We start from the raw sequence: 24,799 nt of genomic DNA, 5'->3' as shown, positions 1-24,799 counted from the left end.
CCGGCTCTCTCGCCCTAGAACGCGTGGCGCATGCCCACCGTCACTGCCACCTGTGAATCCGTCGCCGACGGCGACAGCGTGTTGATCATCGCATGCGACAGCACCGAATCCGCCGGTGCGCCGTGCACGTTCTGGTACACGCCTTCGACATAGAAATCGGTGCGCTTGCTGACCGAGTAGTCGGCCTGCAGCATGCCCGTATTCCATCCCGGAGAGGAACCGTTGTAGGCGCCGCGCGTGTACGTGTACGCGCCCGAGACGGTCAACGCGGGCGTGAGCGAGTACTTGGCATTCACTTCGAAGTTGTCCATGCGCAGCGAACCGGACAGCGTGCCGGCCGACGCATCGTCGGCGCCGAGGTAGGTGCCCGTGCCGAACGAGAACACGCCGGACGGGTTATCCATTTGCGAGTGGCTCCACACGAGCCCGACGGTCGCCGGGCCGAACGTGTAGTTGCCACCGAGCGACCAGATGCGCTGGCGTTCGGCGATGAAGTCCGCGCTCGCGTCGCTCGATGGCGCGGCGCCGCTGCCATTGCCCGCATTGTTCAATTGCAGATAGCCCGCAGCGAGGTTGATGGGACCTTGCGCGTACGACACGCCGAAGCCGTACGAGCGGTTGTTCGAGAAGTCGCCTGCCTTATTGCTGAACGCGTACATCGTCTCGAACGTGACACCGTGCCACGTCGGGCTCGCGTACTTCGCCATGTTGTTGACCACCACCGAATTGGCGGACAGGTTGTCGTTCTCGAACGGATGACCGCCGATGCTGCCGCCCCACGTGTTGAATTCGGCGGTCAGCGGGCCCACCAGGTCGTTCATCACGTCGAACTGGCGGCCGAAGGTCACCGTGCCGTACTGATCGCTTTGCAGACCGACCCAGGCCTGCGAGCCGAAACCGTCGCCCGAGAATGCCTGCGCGCCGTTATTCAGCAAGAAGCCCTGCTCGATCTTGAACACCGCGTGCAGTCCGCCGCCGAGATCTTCCGAACCCTTCAGGCCGAACACGGTGTTTTGCGTGAGGCCGCTCGCCAGTTGCCAGTTGCTATGGCCTAGCTGATTGTTCGTATAGACCAGACCCGTGTCGATCAGACCGTACAGGGTCACGCTGCTTTGCGCGTGCGCGGTGCCCACGAACGCGCCGCACATTGCCAGCGCCAGTAAGGTTTTTTTCATGCTGAAAGCTCCGAGGTTTTGCACGTGGACGATGGCCGCGACTGCACGACTCCAGTGGCGCCATGAACACGCAGGGCAAAGCGAGATGCACTTGCGCCCTTCGAATGAAGATGGCGAGAGCATAGTGCTTGCAAAACGAACTCGGAGTGTGGCGAAAAAAAAACAACACGACGCTACACAATCAGACCGTTTCTGCTATGCCGAGTCCGAACGGCACATCGACGGAGCGCAGATAGTCCGCGAAATCGTGCTTGACCTCCGGGTGTCGCAACGCGAATTCGACCGTAGCTTTCAGATAGCCTATCTTGCTGCCGCAATCGAAACGCCTGCCTTCGTAGCGACAGGCAAGCACCTGCTCTTTTGCGACCAGCGCCTCCAGTGCGTCGGTGAGTTGCAACTCGCCGCCCGCCCCGGGCTTCAACGCGCGCAGATGATCGAAAATGCTGGGACGTAGCACGTATCGCCCGACAACGCCGAGGTTCGACGGCGCATCGGCGGGCGCCGGCTTCTCGACGATGCCGGACAGACGCAGCAAACCGTCGTCCCATTCGCGGCCGGCCACCACGCCATACGAGCGGCTCGCTTCACGCGCAATGGTTTCGACGCCGATTACCGAGCTGTGATAGTGATCGTATTTGTCGACCAGCTGTTTGAGCACCGGCGGCTCGCCGTCCAGCAGGTCGTCCGCGAGCACGACCGCGAACGGATGATCCCCGACCAGCTTCTCCGCGCAGAGCACTGCATGACCGAGACCCAGCGCTTCGGCCTGACGCACGTAGAAACAGTCGACATTGGCAGGCTTGATGCTGCGAACCAGACGCAGCAATTGCTCCTTGCCGCGCGCTTCGAGTTCGCATTCGACCTCGTAGGACTTGTCGAAATGATCTTCGATGGCCCGCTTGCTACGGCCCGTCACGAAGATCATCTCGGTGATGCCGGCCGCGATGGCCTCTTCCACCGCGTATTGAATCAACGGCTTGTCGACGACGGGCAACATCTCCTTCGGGCTGGCCTTGGTGGCCGGAAGAAAACGCGTACCCAACCCCGCTACCGGGAATACCGCCTTGGTCACCTTCTGCATGTCTTTTCCCTCTCAGGTTGATGGATTTTATCGATTGGATTGTGAAGCGCCGGCATCGCTCAAGCTGCCGCTGAAGTAGTTGAACGCGCCGCTGTAGTCGTTGCTCGTGATGGCCAGTTCGCCGGACTTTTGCAGTACCGCCGCGCCGTGCCGGATCAGCGAAAAATGCGGTACGCCCGGCGCCGACGGCACGGCGATCTCGTTCACACCCGCATTCAATTCGACGACGCGCCGGGTGTCGCCGCACGTTATCTCGAGCGTCGCGGCCTGCTTCAGGAAAGCGGTGACGTGCACCAACGCCGTCAACGCTGCATTCGCCTTAGGCGGAAATGCGGCGTGATCGGTGAATGCGCGCAACAGATTGGTCTGGACATCGACGGGATGCAGGCGATAAAAATAATAAAGCTCATCGCGCTCGATGACGGGCTCGACGCCCGACTTGAACCACCGGATAAAATGGCGGCTCGCATCGAGGTAGCCCGTGTGACTGAGTAGCGAGCCGAAGCGCGGGTTGTAGATCTGCGCCCGGCTACTCGACCCAATCGGCGCGACATAGCTGGATTCGGCCCAATCGTTCCACGTCACGATCTGAATCCAGTTGGCCCCCGCAGCAATGGCCGCTCGCCATTCCTTTGCCATGCCGCTAAAGCCATCGGTTTCGAAAGCGCGATAGTTGGTGCCCGTCGAAAGACCACGGTAATACGGCGTGACGGGTGCCATGAACGTCTTGCCCGCGCGCTTGAGCGCAGTCGAAAGCAACGCAATGGAGCGTGCCAGCGAATCGGGTGCGGCTGCCGCACCGAAGAAAAAATAGCCGTCCGCGCCGGCAATTCGTGTTGCGATCTCGCTAGCCTGATTCGCGCCGATCACGGCTTCGCCCGTCGTCGGCGAGAAATGTGGAATGAACCACGCGCCGAGCTTTTGCGCGTCGCGCATCAACGCATCGGCCCGGACGATGTCGCGACCGCCCAGACCGTAAGCCGACAAGACGGGCTTGCCGTTCTGCATCAGTTGCGCGGCGAGGCCGCGCGTCGTGTGTACGATGTCGGCGAGTTCGTCCCGAGCGTGACCGTCGGCCGATACGAATAGCCGGAACGCGCCGGCGAAGCGTTCCGCCGCCTCGTAGATCTGCAGAACACGCGCCTTGTATTGCGGCTCGTGCACGCTCCAGCCGCCACAGTTCAGCGCGAAGCCGTCGATACCGCGTTGCATCGCATCGTGTATTTCCAGCGCGTAGTCCTCGACGCCCGCATTCGGTCCGCCGCGCGGCCACGCCACCATGTAGTGGGCAAATACGTATCGCGAAAGTCCGGAAGCGGATGCGGGGGCAGGCGTAGCGCCAGCCGGCTGCATGGCCGCCGCCGGCAACAGTATCGGTGCGGCCGCGACTGCTTTCAATAGCGTGCGCCGTCTCATGCCGCGACCATGAGCTTTCTGCTGAAACTCACCGACAAGGCCAGCACGACTCCGCCGGCCAGCGCGATACCGGAAGTCGCACCGATCAGACCGAACCCGTACGACAGCACGGTCACCAGCATCAGCGACGCCCCCACTTCCACGGATGAAATGCCCACGAATACGCGCCGGTTGACCGCGAACACATGCAGCGAAAAAATCCGGCAAACGAAAATAACGCCGGCGCCGAGGAACGCGGCGAATAGAAAGCCGAACTGCAACGCAGGTGCGCCGAGCAGCGCCGTCGGAAATAGATGCACACGCAACGCAATCCAGCTTGCGAGCACCAGCAAACCCAATCCGCCGATGCCACCGGCCACGGCCATGGCACCGGAAACACGTTGCAGCGACAAGCCGGCGCGCGCGAGCCTGCCGCTTACCACCAGTGCGAAAGCCTGACCGCTATTGAACGCAAGGTTATGCACGCTCTTCACGCCGCGGTACAGCGCGGCGGCCGCCGGACCCAGGATAACGGTGACGATCATGATGTCCGCGAATTTGGCGCCGGAGAAGATCGCGTTCGAGTACCAGCTGCCGAGAATCTCTTTGCGGTTCTCCTTGAAGAACTCGCGATACGGAAACGTCCACGGGTCGAATTGCTTTGCGTCGGGATAGGATGCGAAATCCGCCGGACGCCTGTTGCCCACGCTCGCCGTGGCGATATACGCCAGCAACATCATCGCGCCGTAGGCCGCTTCCACCAGCAGCAGCAGGTCCGGCAACATCGGCTGAAGGCGGTGCTGGGAGACCACTAGCGCCACGATCGCGACGCGGCTCATTGCCGAGACCGTCGAGATCGCGCACACGGTGCCGCTGCGGCCATACAGGCGCAATACGCCCAGTGAGAAATGCGACAACCCATAGCAGGCCGGCGCAACGAACAGGGTCCAGATAAACCGCGGTTGTGCGAACAGACCCGTCTTCGTCAGCCAGAAACCAACCGACGCAAACACGAGGGTCGAACCGGTTGCGCTGAGTACATCGAGAAAAATCAGCGTGGAGACGCGCGCGCGAATCCGTTCGACCGTGAAAATGCGCGGCGAGCCGAAGTTGAACAGATCGATCGCGATATAGAAAAATGCCAGCAGCGCGTACGATTTGCCCAGCCAGTCCGGATCGAGATGACGTAACGCCATGGCGACCGCGACGAAGTTGCCGAGCGCGGGCAACGCCGAAGCCAATACGACGTACAGAAAGTCCTTTTTCATACTCAGGCCGCCGCCTTGAGCTTGCTGCAGTAGCGCCGATACTGCGCCTGCAAGGTCGAAAAGCGGAACGACCGTGCAATGGCACGATGCCGGCGCGCTTCCTCCTGACGGAACGCCGTATCGGTGGCGAGCCTTTCGATGCGCGCCGACAGTGTGTCGATATCGCCAGGCGTCAGCAGGCTTTCCGCTTCCAGCAACTCGCCGATTCCACCCACGTGGGTGGCCAGCACCGGCACACCGAGCGCCATGGCTTCGAGCATCGCGCGCGGCATTCCTTCCTGAAACGACGGCAACACGAATAGCGCATGCCGGGCGACCTGCTCGCGTACTTCGTCGCCGCTCATCGCCCCGGTGAAGTGCACCGCATCCGCCACCTCCAGTTCGGCCGCGATGCGTTCGAAGCGCTCTCGCAGTGCGCCCTCGCCGATCAGCGTGAGCCGCACGTCGACATGCCTTGCGCGCAACTGTGCGATGGCGCGTATCAATACTTCGTGGCCTTTGCTTTCGTTATGCATCATCGCGACGTTGACGATCCGGAAACCATGGCCTTGAACTTCGGGGACGTCTGGCGCCTGGTCGAACATCGCGTCCGGCAGATAGACGTCGCTGAATCCGAACGCTAGTGCATCGGGGCGTGGCGGATAGTGTCTTTGCAACGAACGCGCGGTCACGTATCGCACCGTTTGCGCACGGCTCACCGCATGCAGGGTGGCCCAGCAGTGCACGACGCGCGCGATGCGTCTCAACGGATGCCGCGAACCCGCATCGCTGAAATAATCGGCGGGGTCGGCCACCACCTCCGCGGAAAACGGTTTGCCCGTGAATTGGCAGATCAGCATGCCCAGCATGGCGATGTTGCCGGGAAAACGGATCACCAGGACCTCTGCGCGGCTCACCGCGGCATAAACGCGCCGCACGAGGCGAGGAATACCGAACAGCAGCGCCGCGACGCCGCGATTTGCACCGAGATCGACAAATGCGGTTCGCTCGCCGGTGACGCGACTGCCGACACCTGTCGACACAGGAAACGAGCGCGCGGCAATGCGCACCTCGTCGAAACTTTGCGTAAAACGCACGGCGAATTTCTCATACCCCATGTGCGGACTATAGATTTCCGTTCCGACTCGCGAGAAGTTTCCGTCCATGAGCAACGTGATCGAAGAGTTGCACTTCATCTTTGATGGTCTCCACCAGTTCGTCATAACAGTTCGCCGACGCGCGGTCGAAACTGCTCCAGAAAGGACCGGCGTCGTCCCGCAAGCGCTCGACGCGCGCGGCCACCGCGACCGGATCGAACTCGCCCGCTGCAAAAACGTAATCGTCGAGCCCCAGGTCGCTATAGGCCGCATGGCCTTTGCGCTCATACGACAGATGCACACTCGGCACGCCCGCGAGAATGCTTTCGAGGCTGCCGTGAAGACGCACCGACACCACGATCGCATCGCCCTCGCGCAGAACATCGGCCATCAGGTTTTTGCATTCGATGCCGAAGCGGCGCTGGTAGAACACGTCGTCGCTATTGCCGCGGCCCGAACTCTGCAACGCGAACTGCGCATCGGGAATCAGTTCCACGAGACGTTGAATGTTGCGGAGATAGGTCTCGGAATACGCTTTGCTGCTCAGATCGCGGAACACGAAGAAAACTTTGCGGCGCGCGTTCGCCGCGACTGAATCCGGAATCGACAGGTGCTTGCCGATTTCGAGCACGACCAGATCGCCGATCCGCCGCGCCTGCTTATGCCGCAACTCCTCCACGCTCTTGTCGTCGCGCAAAAAGAGGGTGTCCACATTGCGCCGGACCAGTGTCTTGAGCACTGCACCGGAAAGTCCTTTGAACGGCCCCACGCTCTGCGGCAAATAGATAGTTCGGCTGCGCCCGCCGAGTTTCGCGGCAAAGATTTGCGAGCCGTGAGCGATTAACGACTTCCATCCCTCGGAGGCCGTACCGGAGCGCAGATAGCCCCCGCCTACGCCGAAGAAAATCGCCGGACGCCGGGTTACGATTCGTCTCAAGCTTCGGGCCGCGAACTGCGGCAACGAAATCAGTTCGACAGCGGGGTCGTCCAGATAACCCTCGAACGCAGCCTTATCCAGACAGACCACGCTCACCCTCTGCTCGATCGCCGCCGCGCGGATGGCCCTCAGGCTCAGTTTCACCAGCAACCCGTCTCCGCTATTGCGCGGACTGTAGGCGTGCAACAGGAAGATCTCAGGCGTTTTCATAGCAGCTCATGAGTGATTTGAAAAACCGGTCCGCGCCGAACGCGTGATCGAAAACATGCCGGGCGTTCGCCCCCATGCGCCGGCACTCCTCGATCGACAGTCCGTTCAGCTGTTCCGCCAGACATGCGCCGCTGAGTTCGCGCAACATCAAGCCGTTGTAACCATGGATTACCTGCTCGGGTAACGAACCCTCGCTCGACACCACCAGCACCTTGCCGGCGCGCATGGCCTCGATCGGCACCAACGCGAGACCTTCCCAACGCGAGGGCACCACGATCACGTCCATCGCGAGCATGGCGCGGCGCGTCTCCTCCGGCCCGATCCAGCCGTGATAGGTCACGGCCGGATCGTCGGCGCGCAACTCCACGCCGCCGCGCACGGCCGCACCGAACACGTGAACGTGCAAACTCTCCTTGAGTAACGGAATCGCCTTCAACAGAATGTCGAAGCCTTTCTGATAATCGAGCCGGCCGAAGTAGCCGACCTGAATCGCCACCGGCGCCAGCCGGGTCGCCGGATAGGCATCTGCCGGGCGCTCCCCCGTCGCTTCCGATGCGATGCCGGTGTAGACCAGATCGATCTTCTCGACACCGATCCCGTGACGCTTCGCGGCGCGTACCTCGTCGAACGACATACACAGGATTCGCGTGCAACGCCGTGACAAGGCTTTCTCCACGAGCGCGAAGCCGACCCGGGTCAGTGGAGAGATATCGCGCTTCATGAACGACCACGCATGCGGCGTATAAAGAATTTTTGCCTGATCGAAGCGACTGAGCCGCACGTACAAACCCGGATAGGTACTGTGGCAATGAATGACGTCGGCGTGCAGGCTATCCAGCAGCTTCTTCAGACGATGCGCGATTAGCGGTATCAGGGCGGGATTGCGGCTGGACCGGTAATCGACGATGACAATACCGTCGACGCCGATATCGGCCCGCTTCAAGTTGCGCGGATCGCACACGAGCACGAGTTCATGCCCGAGATTGCGCTGCTCGACCATCAATGCACGCACGTAATTGGCTACGCCGCCGATCCATGTTTCGACCACGTGAACGATCTTCATATCGCACCCCTTCTGGCTAAGGAAACTATCGACGGCATCTGCTGGGCGACACGCCAGCGCGCATTCATCGCGAGGCCTTGTCGTAGCGGTACTGCACGTATCGGTACGAGCCGTATTTGGAGCGGTAGCCAAAGGCCCGTGCATCGACGGCGTTGAAGATCACGCCTTTTAGCGACGCATTCGCGCGCTGCAGTTGCCGGGCGCTTTCGGTCAGTTCGCCGATCACCGTGCGCTGGAAACGCGCGATCAGGAACGTGGTGCCCGCATTGCCGGCGACGATGCCTGCGTCCGCGACCGCCAGCACCGGTGGCGCATCGATCACGACCAGGTCGTAGCGTTCGCTCACCCGTTCCATCAACCTGTTCATGCCGTCGCTCATCAGCAACTCAGCCGCGTTCGGGGGAATGCTGCCGGTGGTGATCAGGTCGAGTCCCGCGGCGACCTCGCGGTGGATCACGTCGTCGAGTTCGGCCTCTGCGGCCAGCAGATTGGAGAGGCCCTTGCCGCGGGCGATGCCGAAGTAGCGGTTCAGATGGCCACGGCGCATGTCGGCATCGATCAGCAGCACGCGCATACCGGAGCCAGCCATGACCGCCGCCAGGTTCGATGCGACGAACGACTTGCCGACACCCGGTCCGGGCCCCGTCAACAGCAAGCGGTTATTCGGCGCATCGAGCATTGCAAAGCGCAACGCTGTGCGCAGGCTGCGCAGACTTTCGATCGACGGTTCGGCTGGGTCGGCGACGGCAAGCAGCGACGCGTTTCTCGCGACCGACCCGCTGCCGTCGTCCAGCAGTTTCTGCGCGCTCGAGTACGGAATCGTTCCGTACACGTTGAGTCCCGCGTAGCGCTCGATATCCTGCACATCGGTCAGACCGCCATAGAACTGCTCCCGCGCAAAAGCGGCGCCGATACCCAGCATCAGACCGCCGATCAACGCGAGTCCGATCACGAGTGGCTTCTTCGGCTGAACCGGCTCTTCGGGCACGCGCGCGTCGTCCACCTGGCGCACGTTGCCGACCTTGCCCGCTGCCACCAGCTTGAGTTGCTGCAGATTGTTGAGCGCACCGAGGTACACGTCGGTATTCACCTGAACATCGCGCATCAACGTGACGGCGCCCTGCTGCAGATTCGGCAGTAACTTGATGCGACCGTCCACGCTATTCAGCCTGCCCTGCATGGCGGCGATCTGCTGATCGATGGCACGCACGGACGGATGGTCGACCGAAAAGCTGCTGACCAGTTCGGCACGCTTCTGTTGCAGGGTCAGCAAACTCGTCTGCCATGCAACCGACTCCTGCAGCAGCGTTTGCGCTTCGAGCCCGACGTCGAACGTACCCTGCGTATTGCGGTAGGCGTTGTAGCGTTTCTCGGCGTTTTCGAGGTCGTGCTTCAGCCCCGGCAGCAGTCCTTCCAGGAAGGCCGCGGACTTGTCCGCTTCGGCCGCTTTGCGCTTGATGTTCTGCGCGACATATGCAGCGCCCACGGCGTTCAGAATGGCCGAGGTCTGTTGCGGATCGTGGCCACGCAGCGTCGCGGTGATGATGTCGCTCTGCTTGCCCTTCTGTTCGACCGTGAGTTTCTTCTGCAGCGCTTCGAGGGTGAGCAGTCTGGAATTGCGCGTGAGCGTGAATGCCGCTCCGGGATTACCGCTGATATGGGTCACCAGCAGGCGGATTTGCCCGACGCTTTGATCGGCTACGAGCGGCTGGCCGATCACGCCTTCTATCGGCGCATCGAGATCGGATTGCGTGACTCGAAAGCGTCCATGGTCCAGCAAGGTCAGCTTGAAGCGTTTGGACTCCAGTGCAGACGGCACGTCGAACTGGTCGACATCGATCGATTCGGCACCCCAGCAAAATCCGCCCACACCCAGCAGCCCCGGATGGGAGAGCGAGGTCGCCGCACCGGCAATAAAACGGCCGATCAGCGGAAAATAGCGTGGGGTCGCGTCGATATACAGACGCAGGTCCTGAACCGCACGATCGACAACGGCCCGCGATTGCAGAATCTCGACTTCGCCTTCGGCCTGCGTCTTCACGTCGAATAACGACGACACATCGCCGAGCAGCGAACTCGCGCTAGTCGGATTGTCTTCCTCCACCTGAATCAGAATGTTGGCTTCGTAATTGGGTCGTGCCAGAAACGCGTAGGCGGTGCCAAGCAGCACCACACCCACGCAAATGCCGGCAATCAGCCGGCGACTGCCGACCAGGACGTCCATGTACCGGATCAGGTCGGTATCCCCGTCCACCGGCTCGCTCACTGCAAAATCGAGTTTATTGCTCATCGGATTAACGTCTCTTTAAGCCAGTGCCTTGATGCGCGAAGTCCAGGATTCGGCGCCTCGTTCGATCAGATCGAATGCGTCGTTGAATTGAGCGATGGGTTGCCGGTAGGGGTCGGGCACGTCGAAACCGTCGAACTCGCCAAGACGGAAGACCTTGCCGGACGCGAACGGATACCGGCGCACGAGCTCGTATTTGTGAGCGGCCTCCATCGTCAGCACGAGATCGGCCGCGCTGACCAGCGCTGCGTTGACCTGGCGCGCACGATGAGTGTCGAGCGAAAGTCCGTGAGTCGCGCAGACAGTCACCGCGTGTGGGTCGGCGACGTGGCCCGCGAGTGCATCCAGTCCCGCGGACGTCACCGTCACGCCATCCAGATCGCGACGGAACAGACATTCCGCCATCGGACTACGGCAGATGTTGCCCACGCAGATCACCAGTAGATTTCTGATCATTTGCCGGCGATCGCTCCGTATAGCGCGGCATTGACCGCAGGCAACAGCAGATTCAGCACGCGGCTGAAACGCACCAGTCCATTGCCGTCGACGTAGACGATGTCGTGCGCCTGCAGCTCGAACTGATTGGCGAGCACCATCGCCACCGGCGATTTGGCGTCGAGGTGGTAGACCTGCGGCCGCGTGCTCAGCGAGTCGCGAATCACGTACACCTCGGCGGCGTCGGCCGTCGCGCTGTTGATGCTGCCGGCCTGCGAGATCGCGTCGCTCAGGCTGAGGGTTCCATCGCGCATCGGCAACGCGGTGGCGGGTTTCGTCACTTCACCCATCACATAGACGCCGCTGTCGTCGCGCGCTTTCACCCGCAACAGGTCGCCGTCGCGCAAAACGATTCGTGCGGGGTTGAAACCGCCGTTGAACATCGATGTCATGTCGAGCGGATAGGAGCGGCCGTTGCGCACCAGCACGAGATGACTCTGATCCGCCGTCGACGCAAAGCCGCCGGCGCGGCTGACCGCGTCGTACAGGGTCATCGGAATATCGTTCAGCGGTTGCGCACCGGGCGTATGCACCTCGCCGTCGACGAAGATCTGTTTCGCGCGGAACGACGCCATGCGTACCGTGACCTGCGGATTGAGGAACGCTTTCTGCAGGCCGATGGCGAGTAGATGCTGGATCTGTTCAGTCGTCTTGCCGGCGGCCTGAACGGTGCCGACATAAGGAAACTGCAGATTGCCGCTCTGATCGATGACGAAGCCCGGCACCGGGTCCGAAGCGCGCGTTGCGGCCTGACCGGGTGCGCCCTGTGCGAGCGCCAGTTCCGGATGATCCCAAACGGTGATCTGCAATACGTCGCCCGCGCCCACTACGTACGGCGACACGTGGCTCGACAGCTCGCGAACCGCCTGCCCGAGATCGTTATTGCGCTCGGCGCGTAGCTGCGTAATCAGGCTCGCGTCGATCGGTACGATGGGTACCGGCGTGGTGTTCTCCGTACCTTGCGCATCGTGTGAAACGGCGACTCCGGCAGGCTTGGCCATTTTCATCCCCGGCGCGGCCGCGCATGCGGTGAGCAGCAACGGCAACGCTAGCGTCGCTATCCTGCACACGGTTCCCCGAACTATTCGATTGCTCGATAAAAACGCAACCGGCTTGACTGGCATTGCCATACATTCCCCTTTTGCAACAGGTCTTCTGGTGATATCCAACTCTTTACGACTCATGATTCGCAAGCTGATCGAACTGGGCGCGCGTTCCGTTCAATAAGCCTGCTTGCCGATAAACCCGCGCAGGATCGTGGCGAATACGATCCGCAAGTCCAGCGCGAACGACCAATGACTCAGGTAATACAAGTCGTATTCCACGCGCGCGGCCATCTTCTCGACCCGCTCCGTTTCGCCCCGATGGCCGTTCACCTGGGCCCATCCGGTAATGCCCGGCTTGATGCGGTAACGGTCCATGTACCCGTCGATGAGTGGCCGATAAAGCTCGTCGTGCTCGATAGCGTGAGGACGCGGTCCGACTACCGACATCTCGCCGCGCAATACGTTGATGAACTGCGGCAGTTCGTCGAGACTCGTGCGGCGCAGGAAACGGCCGGTGCGGGTAATGCGCGGATCGTCGCGGGTCGCCTGTCTGACGACACCCTGTTCGGGCGCATGAACCCGCATGGTTCTGAACTTGTAGATCGAAAACGTGCGCCCGTTCAGACCTTTGCGGCGTTGCCTGAAGAAGACCGGTCCCGGTGACGAGCTCTTCACACAGACTGCGATGCCGAGCATCAACGGCGCTAACGCGATCAACGCGAACGCAGCGAAAAGACGATCGAAAACTTCCTTGCCGGTAATGGCGTCGCGCGAGAGCGCGAGCGGCGACAGACTGATGGCCGGCAGGCCGACCAGATCGAGTACGCCCCCGTGTTCGTTCCAACCCAATGCATTGACGTCCGGAAGAAAGCGCAGATCGATCAACGTGTCGCGCAATGTCTCGACGCATCGTTGCAACGACGCCTCCGCCGTAATGGGAATGGCCAGCCAGACTTCCTGTATGCCGTCGCGCTCGACAGCGTCGCGAAGGCTTCTCAACTGCGCCACGTCGCGCCCAACCGCCGAACCCTCTTCACGAGAATGCGTGGCTTGCAGTTCGACCACGTCGACCAGATCGAAGCCCGAGGTGCTGTTGCCGGCGAAGTCACGCGCTATGCGATCGAAGTGCTCGCCATGTCCGACGAGCGCCACCCGTCGCAAGTCGAGGCCCGCGACACGAAAACGCTGTAACAGCGAGTACGCCAGCAACCGTGTCGCCACCAGCAGAATCGCGGTGAGTACCGTCCAGCGCATCAACCACTGGCCCGAGAGCGCGTGCATGCCATCCAGCAACACGACCAATGCCCAGGCCAGAGCCTGAACAAATACCCACGCCGTGAGCAGGCGCAAAACCAGCGCGATGAGCGGCCGTCCACGCCACGACAGATAAATTCCGAATAGCGGGAATGAGATCACCACCATCGCAACGACCATTGCGACAAAGACGCCATGCAAAATGGGATTAGGAACGCTGTCGCCAAAGCAAAGTCGCGTGACGATAATCGTCCCGACCAGGACCATTGCGATATCGCAGAGTCGCGCAAGCATGATCTTCATCGGTCTCTCCAGGAAATCGGTGGGCGCGCCAACTCGCCATCGACACGCAGGCTTCTGCTGCGGTCGATCGAGTGGCGGTCCAGCTAGTGGCGTGGCTTCGGCGAGCCGGTCGATTCGGTGGAGCGGTCCTCTCCACTGAGCCATCGACCGGCATGATTGGAAACAGGGATACTTTCTAAATACTGCCCACTTCTAACGTTCTATTAATTCCGTTGTCTTTTCTATTCCTTGCCGCGAATAGGGTTGAATCTGTTTAACCCGTCCGTGGCATTTTTGAAAATTGATTTCGTCTGCTGGGAGGAATCATATTCGCGCCATGTCCGGCCAATTTTTCTGCGTCCGATACGAACACGACGTTGGCGGATTCAGGCAAAGAAGCGATGGCGGATTCCTGCCAGCTCACCGCGTTCCGACAGAACGCGTCGACGTGGAACGCGCCGGCCACTTCAGCGCAAAAGCCATGGGTACGCCGAACAGCAGGACCCAACGTACGACGTAATAGACAATCACATTGGAATCGAAGAGAAAGAACAGGAACGGGAGCGGCCAGACGACCGCTCTTAGCGCAGTCCACCGTCGCGAGCGGCTTCCAATTCGATTCAATGCAACGAGCAGCCATACGGGAATCGCAAAGGCGACTACGAAGCCCACGAGACCAAAGTTCACCAGGAACTCTCCCGGCATGCCAAAGAGCAACGTGGTCTTGTCCATCGTGCCGCGCTCGAGCGCCTTGACGATGTCGCTTTTCTCTTCGGCAAAGGTATCCGGTTTGTCGTGCCATAGCGCGGTAGGGACGATCGACGCCAACGCGCCTGCGAAACTGCGGCCCATCGCCAGCTGATAACTCGGCTTTTCGATTTCGTTGATCGCCACGGCCTGCACGTCGAAACGCGACAGATCGCGAAACAGGAAAGCACTCAACGGTCCCATGCTCACATCGAGATCGCGCTGCTCCGCAAAGCGTTGCGGCAGTTTCGCGAGATCCGAGTACCCCAATCCGAGTTTGAGCGGAATAAGCAGCATGCCGATGAGTGCGACGCCCAGCCCGAACGTGCGCGCCTTCCTGGCGCTAATCGGTCTGACGAAGCCGTGGTAGATGAATAACGCAAACACCAGAACGAACACGATGCCCTGCCGGCTGCCGGCTACACCCGCGGATAACCACCCGAGCGCCCCGAGTTGCGCGAAGGCCAGCACCGTAGACAGCGTATTCCGGCGGCGGCGCAGCGTGAGGCAAACGAACACCCACAATGGCGAAGTATTGGCGAGCGCCTGGATGACGCCCAGGCCCTTGAACGGATCGTAGTCGGTGCCGTTGCTTTCGACCCGAGTATCGTAAAGTTGGACCACATGCGAATAGCCGCCGAGTTTGGCGTACATGAAAACGAGGGCGCACAACGAGAGCGCAGCCATCAGGTAGGCAAACCCACTGGCTCTCGCAGTCGTATCGGTAGGGGCGGACCACTCGGCCAGCTTCTCGCTGTTCGAATCGAGGATGACTTTGGTCAGCGCAATTCCCGCAATGCTCAGCAAATACCACATGACGACGGGAGCGCTGTCTTGCGGAAATAATTTGAGGTAGATCTCGTCGCCCACCAGCAATTGCCAGAGCGGAAAGATGCCAAAGAAGAACAGAAGAAACAGTCTGAACCAGCGTACGGTCTGGTTACGCGGCGAGATGGCGAGGGTCGTCGCGATCAACATGCCATTCAGAATGATGGTCAGCGCATGGGCGAGTTGCGAGTAAATGACGGATAAGACCACCGCCGAAAAGAGTCCGATAGCCAGTGTCAGGCCCACGGCTTTCAGATTCCCCGAATAGGCACGTCGCGAGCTACGGTGTTCGATCGTCGACATGACGCCTATCTCCAGGTTGTTTCGCGTGTTTCGAGCGCATCGGTCGACCTGGCGGCCGCTTTGTCGTCGCGTTTGCGGAACGCGCTTTTTACCCACCGGTTCAGATTGACTTCGACGAGCACAAAACACGCGTAGCCCGTGAGTAGCGCCGTCGTCACCATGATGGCAATCGATACGAGCGGATCGTGCTGAACGCCGTAACGTTTGATGAGAAAGCTTGCAGCGGACAGTGCGAACGGATGCGACAGATACAGCGAGTAGGAAGCGGCGCCGATTGCCGTGACGACTCTGCCGGCAAAACCCGCGCAAAGCCTGCGGACCGCGCGCTCCGCGTTTACCGTGCCGGCGAAGATCAGCATGAAGGGCACGCCATAAACCAGTTGACGGTACTCGGTCAGATTGACCCACGCAACATACGTGAGTGCCGCCGCACCTATCAGTATCAGCAGGACATTCAGTCGCGACGCGTCGCTTACCGCGCACACATAGAGATACGCACCGATCCCCATGGCGAATTCGAGCAGCAACGGCGAAGTCAGGAATTTCAACGTTGGATTGGACGGCTCGAACAGAAACCCACCCAGCACGATCGCAAAGAGCGTTGCGCAGATGAATGGCAAACGCCGGCGCCAGGCAAAGCTCAACGATGCCGCGAAGACCAGATAGAACGAGAACTCGTAAGTCAACGTCCAGCCTGTCTGAATCAGAAACTTGTCACCGGTGGGAAATAGAATGAAAGAGTCGAGTACGCTCGTCGTCCCGCCACTGCTATTGACCAGCGACGGCGCAACGCAGTACACGGCGAGCGCGACCAGTGAAAGTAGCCAGTACAGTGGAATGATTCTAAGCACTCGCGCCTTGAGAAACTCGTAGACGCTGATGTTCCGGTGCATCGTGACATGACACATGATGAAGCCGGAAATGATAAAGAACAGATCGACACCCGAGCCGCCGAATTCCCAACTACCGCCCATGCCGGAAAGTTGCCCCTGCTTGTGAGTGGCATGACAGATGACCACGAGAATCGCAGCGATGGCTCGCAAAAGCTGAACCGAATACAACATAGGTGGGATCTCGATGATTGTTCGATCGATGGATGGTAGCAAAGCCCATCTCGTCGATCCGCCATATCGTTTGGCCGATTCCGCCACATTGTTTGCGCGACTTCCAGCTTTTTTCCAGTCGATTCCGACTGCAATTTCTTACTCGAAGAAAATGGCGGATCAGGCCACGCATTTGTCATTATTCGACCTGCGATGATCTTTATTCTTGATGATTTACCGACTGGATCGAGGAGACCAATTCATGGCAGAACAATCCGATATCGAAACCGCGATCTTCGAGTTCAACAAGGCTTATCTCTTACTCGCCCAGCGTATGCTCGCGCACGACCGTGATGTCGGCAAACAGATGCTCGGCATCTCCGAGCCGATCGCGAAGACGCTGGTTTCGCTGACACCCGCGGAAATGGAAGCGCTATCGGACTCCACGAGTCTCGTCTGCGAATTGCGCCTCGACAAGCTTCCCGGCAGCGCGTGAATACGGAAAGCCAACATATTGGCGCATTCGGCCAGGTGACCGGCACCTCACCCGCTCTTCTGTAGTATTCCTCGAAACATTGAAGTGCAACCTGGAGACAGCCGCGCCAGCCACTCGATACGGGGAAATCATATGGAGTCTTCTTACGACACGCAGCACAAGCATGCCTCTCCCACACAGTCCTTGTCCTCCGCCAATCCATTAAAACGAATTGGTGTCGCCCTGTTCAATGGATTCGCATTGCCCGACGTCGCCGCTCTGATCGAAATCTTCCAGGCAGCGAATGCGCTAAGCGAATCCGACACAGGCGGCAGCGCGCAATACGAAGTGTCGCTGCTATCGGCTGCGGGTGGACGGATTGCGAGCTCTTCCGCCGTGTTCGTTTGGACGGAAAGCGTCGAGTCAAGACGGCGTTCCGAGCACTTTCATGCGTTGTATATCGGCGGCGGCGCGGGAGCGGTGCAGGCGTTTCGCGACGATCGTCTGGTCGCGTGGCTTCGACAGACCTGTGCGGTCAGCAGCAACGTGCAGGCGATTGCCGAAGGTCGCCTTCTTCTGGAAGCGGTTGGCATTGCCGGCAGCGAGACGACGGACACAGCGGATAGCGGCATCCCGCGAGCCGCGTCGACCGTGCGGCCGGCCGCGCATCTGCGCAGTCCGCTGCGGAGCGCTCTACGGATCGTCGAGAACGACCTCGGTGCAGGGATAGCCCAGCAGGTGGCCGACTGGGTCGCGCCGCGCGAGAAGAGCCAGTTCAGCGCGATAGTCGGCACGAGCGCAGCCGGCCACGTCAGCGAGAAAATTCGCGCCTCGGCTCGATGGATCGAAGCGAATGGCGCGAATCCGATTTCGGTGGATGCCGCCGCACGAGTGGCCACGATGAGCGAACGTAATTTTCTGCGGCGGTTCAAAGCTGAAATGGGCGTGACACCTTCCGATTACCTGCTTTACGTGCGGCTCGATATGATCTGCAAACTTCTGGCCGAAACGAATCTGCCGGTCGACAAGATTGCGCGCCGCTGCGGAATTGGGAGCGGCGGCCGTCTCGCGAAACTCTTCCGCAAGCATCTGTCTCTCACGCCGACCGAGTACCGCGCCAGCAGACAGATTGGCCGTCACGCCCGCATTCAGGCGTGAAAGACGGCTGGGAAGCCATCACCTTATCCATACCGGTCATCTTGGTTTCTTTCTAGAATCGGCTGCATCAATCGCCGTTTCTTTGCACATGCTTGCGGGAGAAATCAGATGGAATCGGACCAGATACGCTCGCGTGTCGACATCGCACTCTTCAACGGTTTTGCGCTGCCCAAAATCGCCGCGCTTATCGAGATATTCCACAAGGCCAATGCGCTGAGCGCGTCGCAACGCGGCGGACGCGCGCGTTACGACGTCTCGCTGCTGTCGGCCGCCGGTGGACGGATTGCCAGTTCGTCGTCGATGTTCGTCTGGACCGATAGCGTCGAGTCGCATCGCGGCACCAACGACACGCATCTGCTGTTCATCGCCGGTGGGTCCGGCGTACAGCACGCGCGCCGCGACGACCGGCTCGCGACCTGGCTGCGCCGTCGTCACCCGTTCAGCGAGATCGTTCATCCGATCGCCGAAGGGCGCGACCTGCTCAAGGCCGCGGGATTGCCGAGCCGCTATTGTCCGTTGCTCTACACCGAAGAGCGTCGCGCCGGCTGGTCGCTTAGCGATGCGCCGGCGGCCGTGGCCACCGCGCTGCGCATCATCGAGGAAGACCTCGGCGCGGAGCTCGCCCGTCAGGTCGCCGACTCGGTCGCGCCGCAGACGGCCTCGCCGTTCGGCGTGTCGATCGTGCACAGCCCGACCCCGCAGGTCAGCGAGAAGATTCTCGCCTCCGCGCGCTGGCTCGAGGCGAACGTCGACCGCCCTGTTTCGATCGACGCCGCCGCGCAGGTCGCCGCCATGAGCGAGCGCAATTTCCTGCGCCGCTTCAAGAGCGAGATCGGCATGACGCCATCGGACTATCTGTTGCGCGCACGACTGAATCTGAGCTGCCGGATGCTCGTGGAGTCGCGGCTGCCCATCGACAAGATCGCGCGACGCTGCGGCATCGGCAGCGGCGGCCAGCTCGCGAAGCTGTTCAGAAAGTATCTCGCCACCACGCCGACCGACTACCGGCTGCGCAAGGAAACGCCGCCCGGCAGTCTTTGCTCTGGCGAACCCACGCCACCCGCCAGATAGTTTTACAGTCCAAAGATTGTATTTTTTAAATACAGCATTTAGACTGTATTTTTGAATTACAGTCTGAAACCTGTATTATTCTTCCGTTCCCCGGAGATTCGCAGTGGACTATCCCCTCAAGACTATCGACCAGCTTCGCCCTATCCTGCTTGGCTTTCGCAAGTCGGCGGGCCTCACTCAGGCAGCCATGGCCAGCCGGCTCGGCGTCACGCAGCAGACCTATGCTCAACTGGAAGCCAACCCGGCCGCGGTCAGCGTCGACCGTCTGTTCAGGGTATTGCGTGCGCTGGCCGTTACGCTAACGCTGGTGAGCACCGACACCACGGAAGCGGCCGCGCTGGCGCAGGCGCCGCTCGAAAGTAACGAACCGGCCGGCGGTCGTCGTCCCGTGCTGGCGAAGGCGACCAAGTCGCCGAAGGCGGTGAGCAGGTCCAGCCCGCCGGCCAACACCACCCGCATCAAACGAACCCGTACCAAACGGGAGGACTGGTAAGCATGGCTCGCCGCCCGGGCGCGAAACGCCTCGTTTTATGGATGAACGGCATCCGTGTCGGCACGTGGGACAACTCGACCGCAGGAGAGCGGCTCGTGTATCACGACGACTGGGTAGCCGACCCGCAAGGACGCCCGCTGTCTCTGTCGCTGCCGTTCCTGCCCGGTAACCAGCCTCATCGGGGCACGCTGGTCCAATACTATTTCGATAATCTGCTGCCCGATAGCGAACCCATCCGCCGGCGTATCGCGAGTCGCTACAACGTCGGCGACACGTCGCCGTTCGAACTGCTCGCCGAGTTGGGACGCGACTGCGTCGGCGCGCTGCAGTTGCTCGCCGAGGGCGAGACCCCCGAGAACCTGCGCACGATTCGCGGCGAACCGCTCGCGGACGCGGACATCGCGCGTATTTTGCGCGATACCACCGTCGCGCGCCTGCCGGGTCAGACGGGTCAGACGGGTTATATCGGCGACCTGCGCCTGTCCATCGCGGGCGCGCAGGAGAAAACCGCATTGTTATGGCATGAAGGGCAATGGCATCTGCCGGTCGGCGCCACTCCCACCACCCATATCTTCAAGCTGCCGCTCGGCCTCGTCGGCAATATGCGCGCCGACATGGGCACCTCGGTCGAAAACGAATGGTTGTGCGCGCAAATCATCGAGGCGTATGGCTTGCCCATCGCGCGTTGTCAGATCGGCCGTTTTCAGGACCAGAAGGCGCTCGTGGTCGAACGTTTCGATCGCCGGCCGTCGCAGGACGGTAGCTGGATCCTGCGCCTGCCTCAGGAAGACATGTGCCAGGCAACCGGCACTCCGGCGAGCAAAAAATATCAGTCGGACGGTGGCCCGGGCATCGACAGGGTTAACGAAGTACTGGCCGGCTCGGCGCTCGCCATTCAGGATCGACTGAACTTTCTTGCGACCCAGATCATTTTCTGGATGCTGGCCGCGACCGATGGCCATGCGAAGAATTTCAGCATCGCGCACCAACCGGGCAACCACTACGTCGCCACGCCGCTATACGACGTGCTGTCCGCCCACCCCATCATCGGTAAAGGCCGCAATCGCCTCGCGCCGCAAAAGGCAACACTCGCGATGGCCGTGCATGGCAAGAACGCACACTACGCCATTGAAGGAATCATGCGGCGCCACTGGATTTCGCAAGGTCGGCGCATCGGCTTCTCGGCCGACGAAGTGGAGACCTTGCTCGCCACGATCACGGCACGCACGGAACTCGCCATCGATGCGGCGAGCGCTTTGCTGCCACGAGATTTCCCTTCGGAGGTGGCCGAAGCGATTTTCACCGGCATGCGGCGCCAGCGACGCAGGCTGGCTGGTGCCTGAGCTGGCAGCGCGTTTTTATGCTTCGGCCAGCACCTGCCGGATAGCCTGTTCGAACGCTTCCACCGACTGTCCGCCACTCACCAGATAGCGGCCATTGAAGATGATCGACGGCACCGACTGGATACCCATCGACTGATATTTACTCTCCTCCTCACGAACCTCGTCCGCATAGGCGCCGCTTCGTAGCACTTCGCCGGCCTTGTCCGCGTCGAGCCCGACGGAGCGCGCGGCGTCGACCAGCACCGCGTGATCGCTCGGGTCACGGCCCTCGGCGTGATACGCGCGTAACAGCGCCAGCTTGAGCGGTAATTGCCGACCTTCGAGACCGGCCCAATGCAATAACCGATGTGCGTCGAACGTGTTGTAGACCCATGTGCGCGGTCCGAACGTAAAGCCCACGCTTTCGCCGCGTTCCCGGATCATCGCCTGCGTCTCGGCAATCTGCGCGGGCGTGCGGCCATACTTCTTGCCCAGATAATCGACGATGGCCTCGCCTTCGGGATCCATCTGCGGATTCAGTTCGAACGGGTGCATGACGATCTTCGCGTCGACCTCGTCGCCGAGGCGCGAGAGGGCAAGCTGAAGCGAAGACAAACCGATTGCGCACCATGGACACGCGATATCGGAGACAAAGTCGATGGTCAGTGCTTGAGACATAGCTTTCCTGATAAGAATGCGTTGAGCAGGCCGCTTTCGGGCGGCATAGGCCTTGCTGCTTTACAGACTCACGCTCACCGTTTCTGGAGTTCACATCATGAAACTGTATTACTCACCGGGTGCCTGCAGTCTTGGCGATCATATTGCATTACATGAAGCAGGACTTTCATTCGATCGCGTGCGCGTCGATCTGAAAGCGAAGACGACTGAAACCGGGCAGGCGTTCGCCGAGATCAATCCCAAAGGCTACGTGCCCGTGCTGGAACTGGACGACGGACAGATTCTGACCGAAAACATCGCGATTCTCTCGTGGGTCGCCCGGCAAAAACCGTCGCTGGCGCCATCCGGCGAGCTGGGCGACTTGCGCCTGCTCGAAATGCTCGCGTTCATCTCGACCGAAGTCCACAAACAGTTCGCCCGCGTCTTTGGAACGAGCGGCGACGCCGAAACCGCCGCCGCGCGCAAGAAAGTCACCCAGCGCCTGCAATTGCTCGGGACCATGCTGAAGGGCGATTACCTGTTCGGCGCCGATGTCAGCGTCGCCGATGCCTATCTCTTCACGATGCTGCTATGGGCGAACAAGCTCGGCGTGGACGTGCCCGCGTCACTCAACGCATTCGCCGAGCGCATGCGCGCCCGTCCGGCCGTTCGACTGGCACTCGAACACGAAGGACTCGATTGAAACCGGCTGATGGGCGGCATGGTTGCGGCCGCCCATCAGCCGGTGCATTGTCACAAAAATCGTGAAAGTCCTTTGCCTGTCCAGTTAGATGCGTCGATTCGCCGCTTACAGTAGAATGCCGGACTTTGGAAGTGTACTAACTGGTTAAGATAACCCTGACAGTCGCGTTGGGCTCCCCGATACATAGAGAATCGAAATGAAAAAGAGCGGGCCGCAAGGCAAGTCGCCACCATCGTTCATACCGTCACGCCGACAGTTTATTTTCGGCTCCGCGGTGGTCGTCGTTGCCGGCGTAACGGGAATCACGGGCCTTGCGCGCCACGGCAGCCTGGCCGGCCTCGCAAGCGCCTCCGCGCAGAATGCTGCAAGCAGCGCGGCGAGCGGCGCGACGGCCGGCGGCGCCGATTTCGCCGCCTTCATGCAGCTCTCCCAATACCTGACCGGCAAAACCACGCTCGACGCCGAGATCGGCCACGCGATCTTCGCGGGTCTGCTCGACGGCGATGCCCAATTTCCGCAGCTGGTCGCGCAGCTCAACGACTTCGTCGCCGGCTCGAAGACGCCGGCCAACGCTTTGCAGGCGGCGCTGAACAGCAGCCAGCCCGCACTTGCCGGCGTCCCGAAGCGCATCGTCCCTGCCTGGTATCTCGGCGTGGTCGGCACCGGCGCGAAAGCCCGTACGGTGGCCTACGAACAGGCGCTGATGTATCCGCCGGTCGCCGACGTCATCGTGATGCCGAGCTATGCGCGCGGCGTCCCCGGCTACTGGGCGCAACCGCCCCGCCTCTCCCATTCCTGATCCAGCCTGAACCGCCATGCCATCGAATAACTCAGCCGACGTCGTGATCGTCGGCGCCGGGATTGCCGCCGGACAGATCGCGCAGAAACTCGCCAAGGCCGGCATCGACGTGCTGATGCTCGAAGCCGGGCCGCGCATCGAGCGCTGGCGCGTCGTCGAAAACTATCGCAACAGCCCGTTCAAGTCCGACTTCCAGTCGCCTTACCCGCCGACTGAGCACGCGCCACATCCGCAGTACTCGCCGAACAACGACTATCTGGTGCAGCGCGGCCCGGAACCGTACAAGGCCGGCTATCTGCGTATGGTGGGCGGCACGACGTGGCACTGGTCCGCGCAATCGTGGCGGCTCCTGCCCAACGACATGAAACTGAAGACCCTGTACGGCGTCGGGCGCGACTGGCCGATCAGCTACGACGACATCGAGCCGTACTACTACGAAGCCGAAGTCGAAATGGGCGTCGGCGGTCCCGACGAAGGTCTCGGCTCGCCGCGCTCGAAGCCCTACCCGCACCCCGCTTTGCCGCTGTCGGATTTCGATCAGCGCTTCAAGGAAGTGGTCGAAAAAGCCGGCTATGCGCACGTGACCGAACCGGCCGCGCGCAATACCGCGCCGTTCGACGGCCGCCCGGCGTGCTGCGGCAACAGCAATTGCATGCCGATCTGCCCGATCGAAGCGCAATACACCGGCGAAACCGCCATCCGCAAGGCCGAGGCCGCCCGCGCGCGGCTGTTGCCGAACGCGGTGGTGTATCGAATCGAGCACGACGCGAACGCGCAGATCGTCGCGGTGCATTACAAGGACCCCGACGGCACCTCGCATCGCGTCACCGGCAAGCTGTTCGTGCTGGCATCGAACGCGATCGAAACGCCCAAGCTGATGTTGATCTCGAAGAGCGACAAGTTCGCCAACGGTATTGGCAACAGTTCGGACCAGGTGGGCCGCAACCTGATGGATCACCCCGGCACCAGCGTCACCTTCCTCTCCGCCGAACCGATGTGGCCGGGCCGCGGTCCGATGCGCCTGTCGTGCATCAACAATCTGCGGGACGGCCCGTCGCGCGCCGAGTATTCGGCGATGAAGATCAACGTCGGCAACTATTCGCCGATGCGCGCCGTGACCGATTACCTGATCGGCAAAGGCGTGTACGGCGCCGAGCTGGACGAGAAAATCCGCGAATACTGTTCGCGCTGGGTGGTCGTCAACAGCTTCTTCGACATTCTGCCGAACCCGGATAACCGCATTACCGCGAGCACCGAGTTCAAGGACAAGATGGGCATTCCCCGTCCCGAAGTGCATTACCAGATCGACGACTACATCAACCGCGCGGCCAAGGTGGCGCGTGGGCACTACGCGAATATCGCGAGCCTGTTCGGCGGCACCGAAGTGAATTTCGACGACAAATACTTCAACAACAATCACATCATGGGCACGCTGATCATGGGCGACGACCCGCGCGACTCCGTGGTCGACAAGGACTTGCGTTCGCACGATCACCGCAATCTGTTCATCGCGTCGAGCGGCACGATGGCGAGTGCCGGCACCGTCAACTGCACGCTGACGCTCGCCGCGTTGTCGATGCGGCTGGCCGACCGGCTGATCGACGAAATGAAGCATGCGTGAGGCGCGGGCG

General features: G+C 61.1%; 22 protein-coding genes. 8 read left to right on the top strand and 14 right to left on the bottom strand.

The window, feature by feature from the left end; genetic code table 11:
- Positions 1 to 14: 14 nt before the first annotated feature.
- From FQ746_RS05465 to FQ746_RS05405, 13 genes are all read right to left on the bottom strand, one after another.
- Positions 15 to 1,175 carry a porin gene (locus FQ746_RS05465; RefSeq protein ID WP_144107902.1) on the bottom strand — a complete coding sequence of 387 codons (1,161 nt, stop codon included), beginning with the start codon at positions 1,173 to 1,175 and terminating at the stop codon, positions 15 to 17.
- Between the two features lie 181 nt (positions 1,176 to 1,356).
- The gene (gene galU / locus FQ746_RS05460; RefSeq protein ID WP_144107901.1) at positions 1,357 to 2,256 is read right to left on the bottom strand and encodes a UTP--glucose-1-phosphate uridylyltransferase GalU; all 900 of its coding nucleotides are present in this window, start codon (positions 2,254 to 2,256) and stop codon (positions 1,357 to 1,359) included.
- A gap of 27 nt (positions 2,257 to 2,283) precedes the next feature.
- A complete protein-coding gene (locus FQ746_RS05455) occupies positions 2,284 to 3,672 on the bottom strand; it encodes a glycoside hydrolase family 71 protein (protein WP_144107900.1) in 1,389 nt (462 codons plus the stop codon).
- On the bottom strand, positions 3,669 to 4,919 hold the full coding sequence (locus FQ746_RS05450; protein WP_144107899.1) for a hypothetical protein: 1,251 nt from the start codon (positions 4,917 to 4,919) through the stop codon (positions 3,669 to 3,671). Before FQ746_RS05450 ends, FQ746_RS05455 begins: the two co-directional genes overlap by 4 nt.
- A gap of 2 nt (positions 4,920 to 4,921) precedes the next feature.
- Positions 4,922 to 6,094 (bottom strand): glycosyltransferase family 4 protein, encoded by a 1,173-nt coding sequence (locus FQ746_RS05445; RefSeq protein WP_144107898.1) that lies wholly within the window; start codon positions 6,092 to 6,094, stop codon positions 4,922 to 4,924.
- The gene (locus FQ746_RS05440; RefSeq protein ID WP_144107897.1) at positions 6,024 to 7,142 is read right to left on the bottom strand and encodes a polysaccharide pyruvyl transferase family protein; all 1,119 of its coding nucleotides are present in this window, start codon (positions 7,140 to 7,142) and stop codon (positions 6,024 to 6,026) included. The genes FQ746_RS05445 and FQ746_RS05440 overlap by 71 nt, the downstream gene beginning before the upstream one ends.
- The gene (locus FQ746_RS05435; protein WP_144107896.1) at positions 7,129 to 8,205 is read right to left on the bottom strand and encodes a glycosyltransferase family 4 protein; all 1,077 of its coding nucleotides are present in this window, start codon (positions 8,203 to 8,205) and stop codon (positions 7,129 to 7,131) included. Before FQ746_RS05435 ends, FQ746_RS05440 begins: the two co-directional genes overlap by 14 nt.
- A 64-nt stretch (positions 8,206 to 8,269) precedes the next feature.
- Positions 8,270 to 10,495: a polysaccharide biosynthesis tyrosine autokinase gene (locus FQ746_RS05430; protein WP_144107895.1), complete on the bottom strand. Its 2,226-nt coding sequence runs from the start codon at positions 10,493 to 10,495 to the stop codon at positions 8,270 to 8,272.
- Positions 10,496 to 10,510: 15 nt separating this feature from the next.
- A complete protein-coding gene (locus FQ746_RS05425; RefSeq protein ID WP_144107894.1) occupies positions 10,511 to 10,948 on the bottom strand; it encodes a low molecular weight protein-tyrosine-phosphatase in 438 nt (145 codons plus the stop codon).
- Positions 10,945 to 12,111, bottom strand: coding sequence for a polysaccharide biosynthesis/export family protein (locus FQ746_RS05420; protein ID WP_144107934.1), 1,167 nt, complete (start codon positions 12,109 to 12,111; stop codon positions 10,945 to 10,947). Before FQ746_RS05420 ends, FQ746_RS05425 begins: the two co-directional genes overlap by 4 nt.
- 96 nt (positions 12,112 to 12,207) lie before the next feature.
- Positions 12,208 to 13,590, bottom strand: a complete 1,383-nt coding sequence (locus FQ746_RS05415; protein ID WP_144107893.1) for an undecaprenyl-phosphate glucose phosphotransferase — start codon at positions 13,588 to 13,590, stop codon at positions 12,208 to 12,210.
- A 399-nt stretch (positions 13,591 to 13,989) separates the two neighbouring features.
- Positions 13,990 to 15,447 carry a hypothetical protein gene (locus FQ746_RS05410; RefSeq protein ID WP_144107892.1) on the bottom strand — a complete coding sequence of 486 codons (1,458 nt, stop codon included), beginning with the start codon at positions 15,445 to 15,447 and terminating at the stop codon, positions 13,990 to 13,992.
- A 5-nt stretch (positions 15,448 to 15,452) separates the two neighbouring features.
- Positions 15,453 to 16,511 (bottom strand): acyltransferase family protein, encoded by a 1,059-nt coding sequence (locus FQ746_RS05405; RefSeq protein ID WP_144107891.1) that lies wholly within the window; start codon positions 16,509 to 16,511, stop codon positions 15,453 to 15,455.
- A 241-nt stretch (positions 16,512 to 16,752) separates the two neighbouring features.
- Between FQ746_RS05405 and FQ746_RS05400 the strand changes: the two genes are divergently transcribed.
- The 5 genes from FQ746_RS05400 to FQ746_RS05380 all read left to right on the top strand — a co-directional run bounded on the left by FQ746_RS05400 (position 16,753) and on the right by FQ746_RS05380 (position 21,030).
- Entirely contained in the window at positions 16,753 to 16,986 is a 234-nt protein-coding gene (locus FQ746_RS05400; protein ID WP_144107890.1) for a flagellar transcriptional regulator FlhD, read from the top strand.
- 240 nt (positions 16,987 to 17,226) lie between these two features.
- Positions 17,227 to 18,123, top strand: a complete 897-nt coding sequence (locus FQ746_RS05395; protein ID WP_313955562.1) for a helix-turn-helix domain-containing protein — start codon at positions 17,227 to 17,229, stop codon at positions 18,121 to 18,123.
- A 108-nt stretch (positions 18,124 to 18,231) separates the two neighbouring features.
- Positions 18,232 to 19,194 carry a GlxA family transcriptional regulator gene (locus FQ746_RS05390; protein ID WP_144107888.1) on the top strand — a complete coding sequence of 321 codons (963 nt, stop codon included), beginning with the start codon at positions 18,232 to 18,234 and terminating at the stop codon, positions 19,192 to 19,194.
- Between the two features lie 103 nt (positions 19,195 to 19,297).
- Positions 19,298 to 19,687, top strand: coding sequence for a helix-turn-helix transcriptional regulator (locus FQ746_RS05385; protein ID WP_144107887.1), 390 nt, complete (start codon positions 19,298 to 19,300; stop codon positions 19,685 to 19,687).
- A gap of 2 nt (positions 19,688 to 19,689) precedes the next feature.
- Positions 19,690 to 21,030 carry a type II toxin-antitoxin system HipA family toxin gene (locus FQ746_RS05380; protein ID WP_144107886.1) on the top strand — a complete coding sequence of 447 codons (1,341 nt, stop codon included), beginning with the start codon at positions 19,690 to 19,692 and terminating at the stop codon, positions 21,028 to 21,030.
- Between the two features lie 15 nt (positions 21,031 to 21,045).
- Here FQ746_RS05380 and FQ746_RS05375 read toward each other — a convergent pair whose 3' ends face one another.
- Positions 21,046 to 21,687, bottom strand: coding sequence for a DsbA family oxidoreductase (locus FQ746_RS05375; RefSeq protein ID WP_144107885.1), 642 nt, complete (start codon positions 21,685 to 21,687; stop codon positions 21,046 to 21,048).
- A gap of 97 nt (positions 21,688 to 21,784) precedes the next feature.
- Here FQ746_RS05375 and FQ746_RS05370 point away from each other — a divergent pair, with 97 nt between their 5' ends.
- The 3 genes from FQ746_RS05370 to FQ746_RS05360 all read left to right on the top strand — a co-directional run bounded on the left by FQ746_RS05370 (position 21,785) and on the right by FQ746_RS05360 (position 24,789).
- Positions 21,785 to 22,369 (top strand): glutathione binding-like protein, encoded by a 585-nt coding sequence (locus tag FQ746_RS05370; protein ID WP_144107884.1) that lies wholly within the window; start codon positions 21,785 to 21,787, stop codon positions 22,367 to 22,369.
- 196 nt (positions 22,370 to 22,565) lie between these two features.
- Positions 22,566 to 23,168 carry a sugar dehydrogenase complex small subunit gene (locus FQ746_RS05365; protein ID WP_144107883.1) on the top strand — a complete coding sequence of 201 codons (603 nt, stop codon included), beginning with the start codon at positions 22,566 to 22,568 and terminating at the stop codon, positions 23,166 to 23,168.
- Positions 23,169 to 23,184: 16 nt separating this feature from the next.
- Positions 23,185 to 24,789 carry a GMC family oxidoreductase gene (locus tag FQ746_RS05360; protein WP_144107882.1) on the top strand — a complete coding sequence of 535 codons (1,605 nt, stop codon included), beginning with the start codon at positions 23,185 to 23,187 and terminating at the stop codon, positions 24,787 to 24,789.
- Positions 24,790 to 24,799 lie beyond the last annotated feature (10 nt).

Origin of the sequence: Paraburkholderia sp. BCC1886 (genome assembly GCF_900996245.1) — a bacterium.
Lineage (GTDB): Bacteria > Pseudomonadota > Gammaproteobacteria > Burkholderiales > Burkholderiaceae > Paraburkholderia.
Note: the sequence above shows the minus strand (reverse complement) of the source record. Positions and strands in the feature narration are given on the sequence as shown.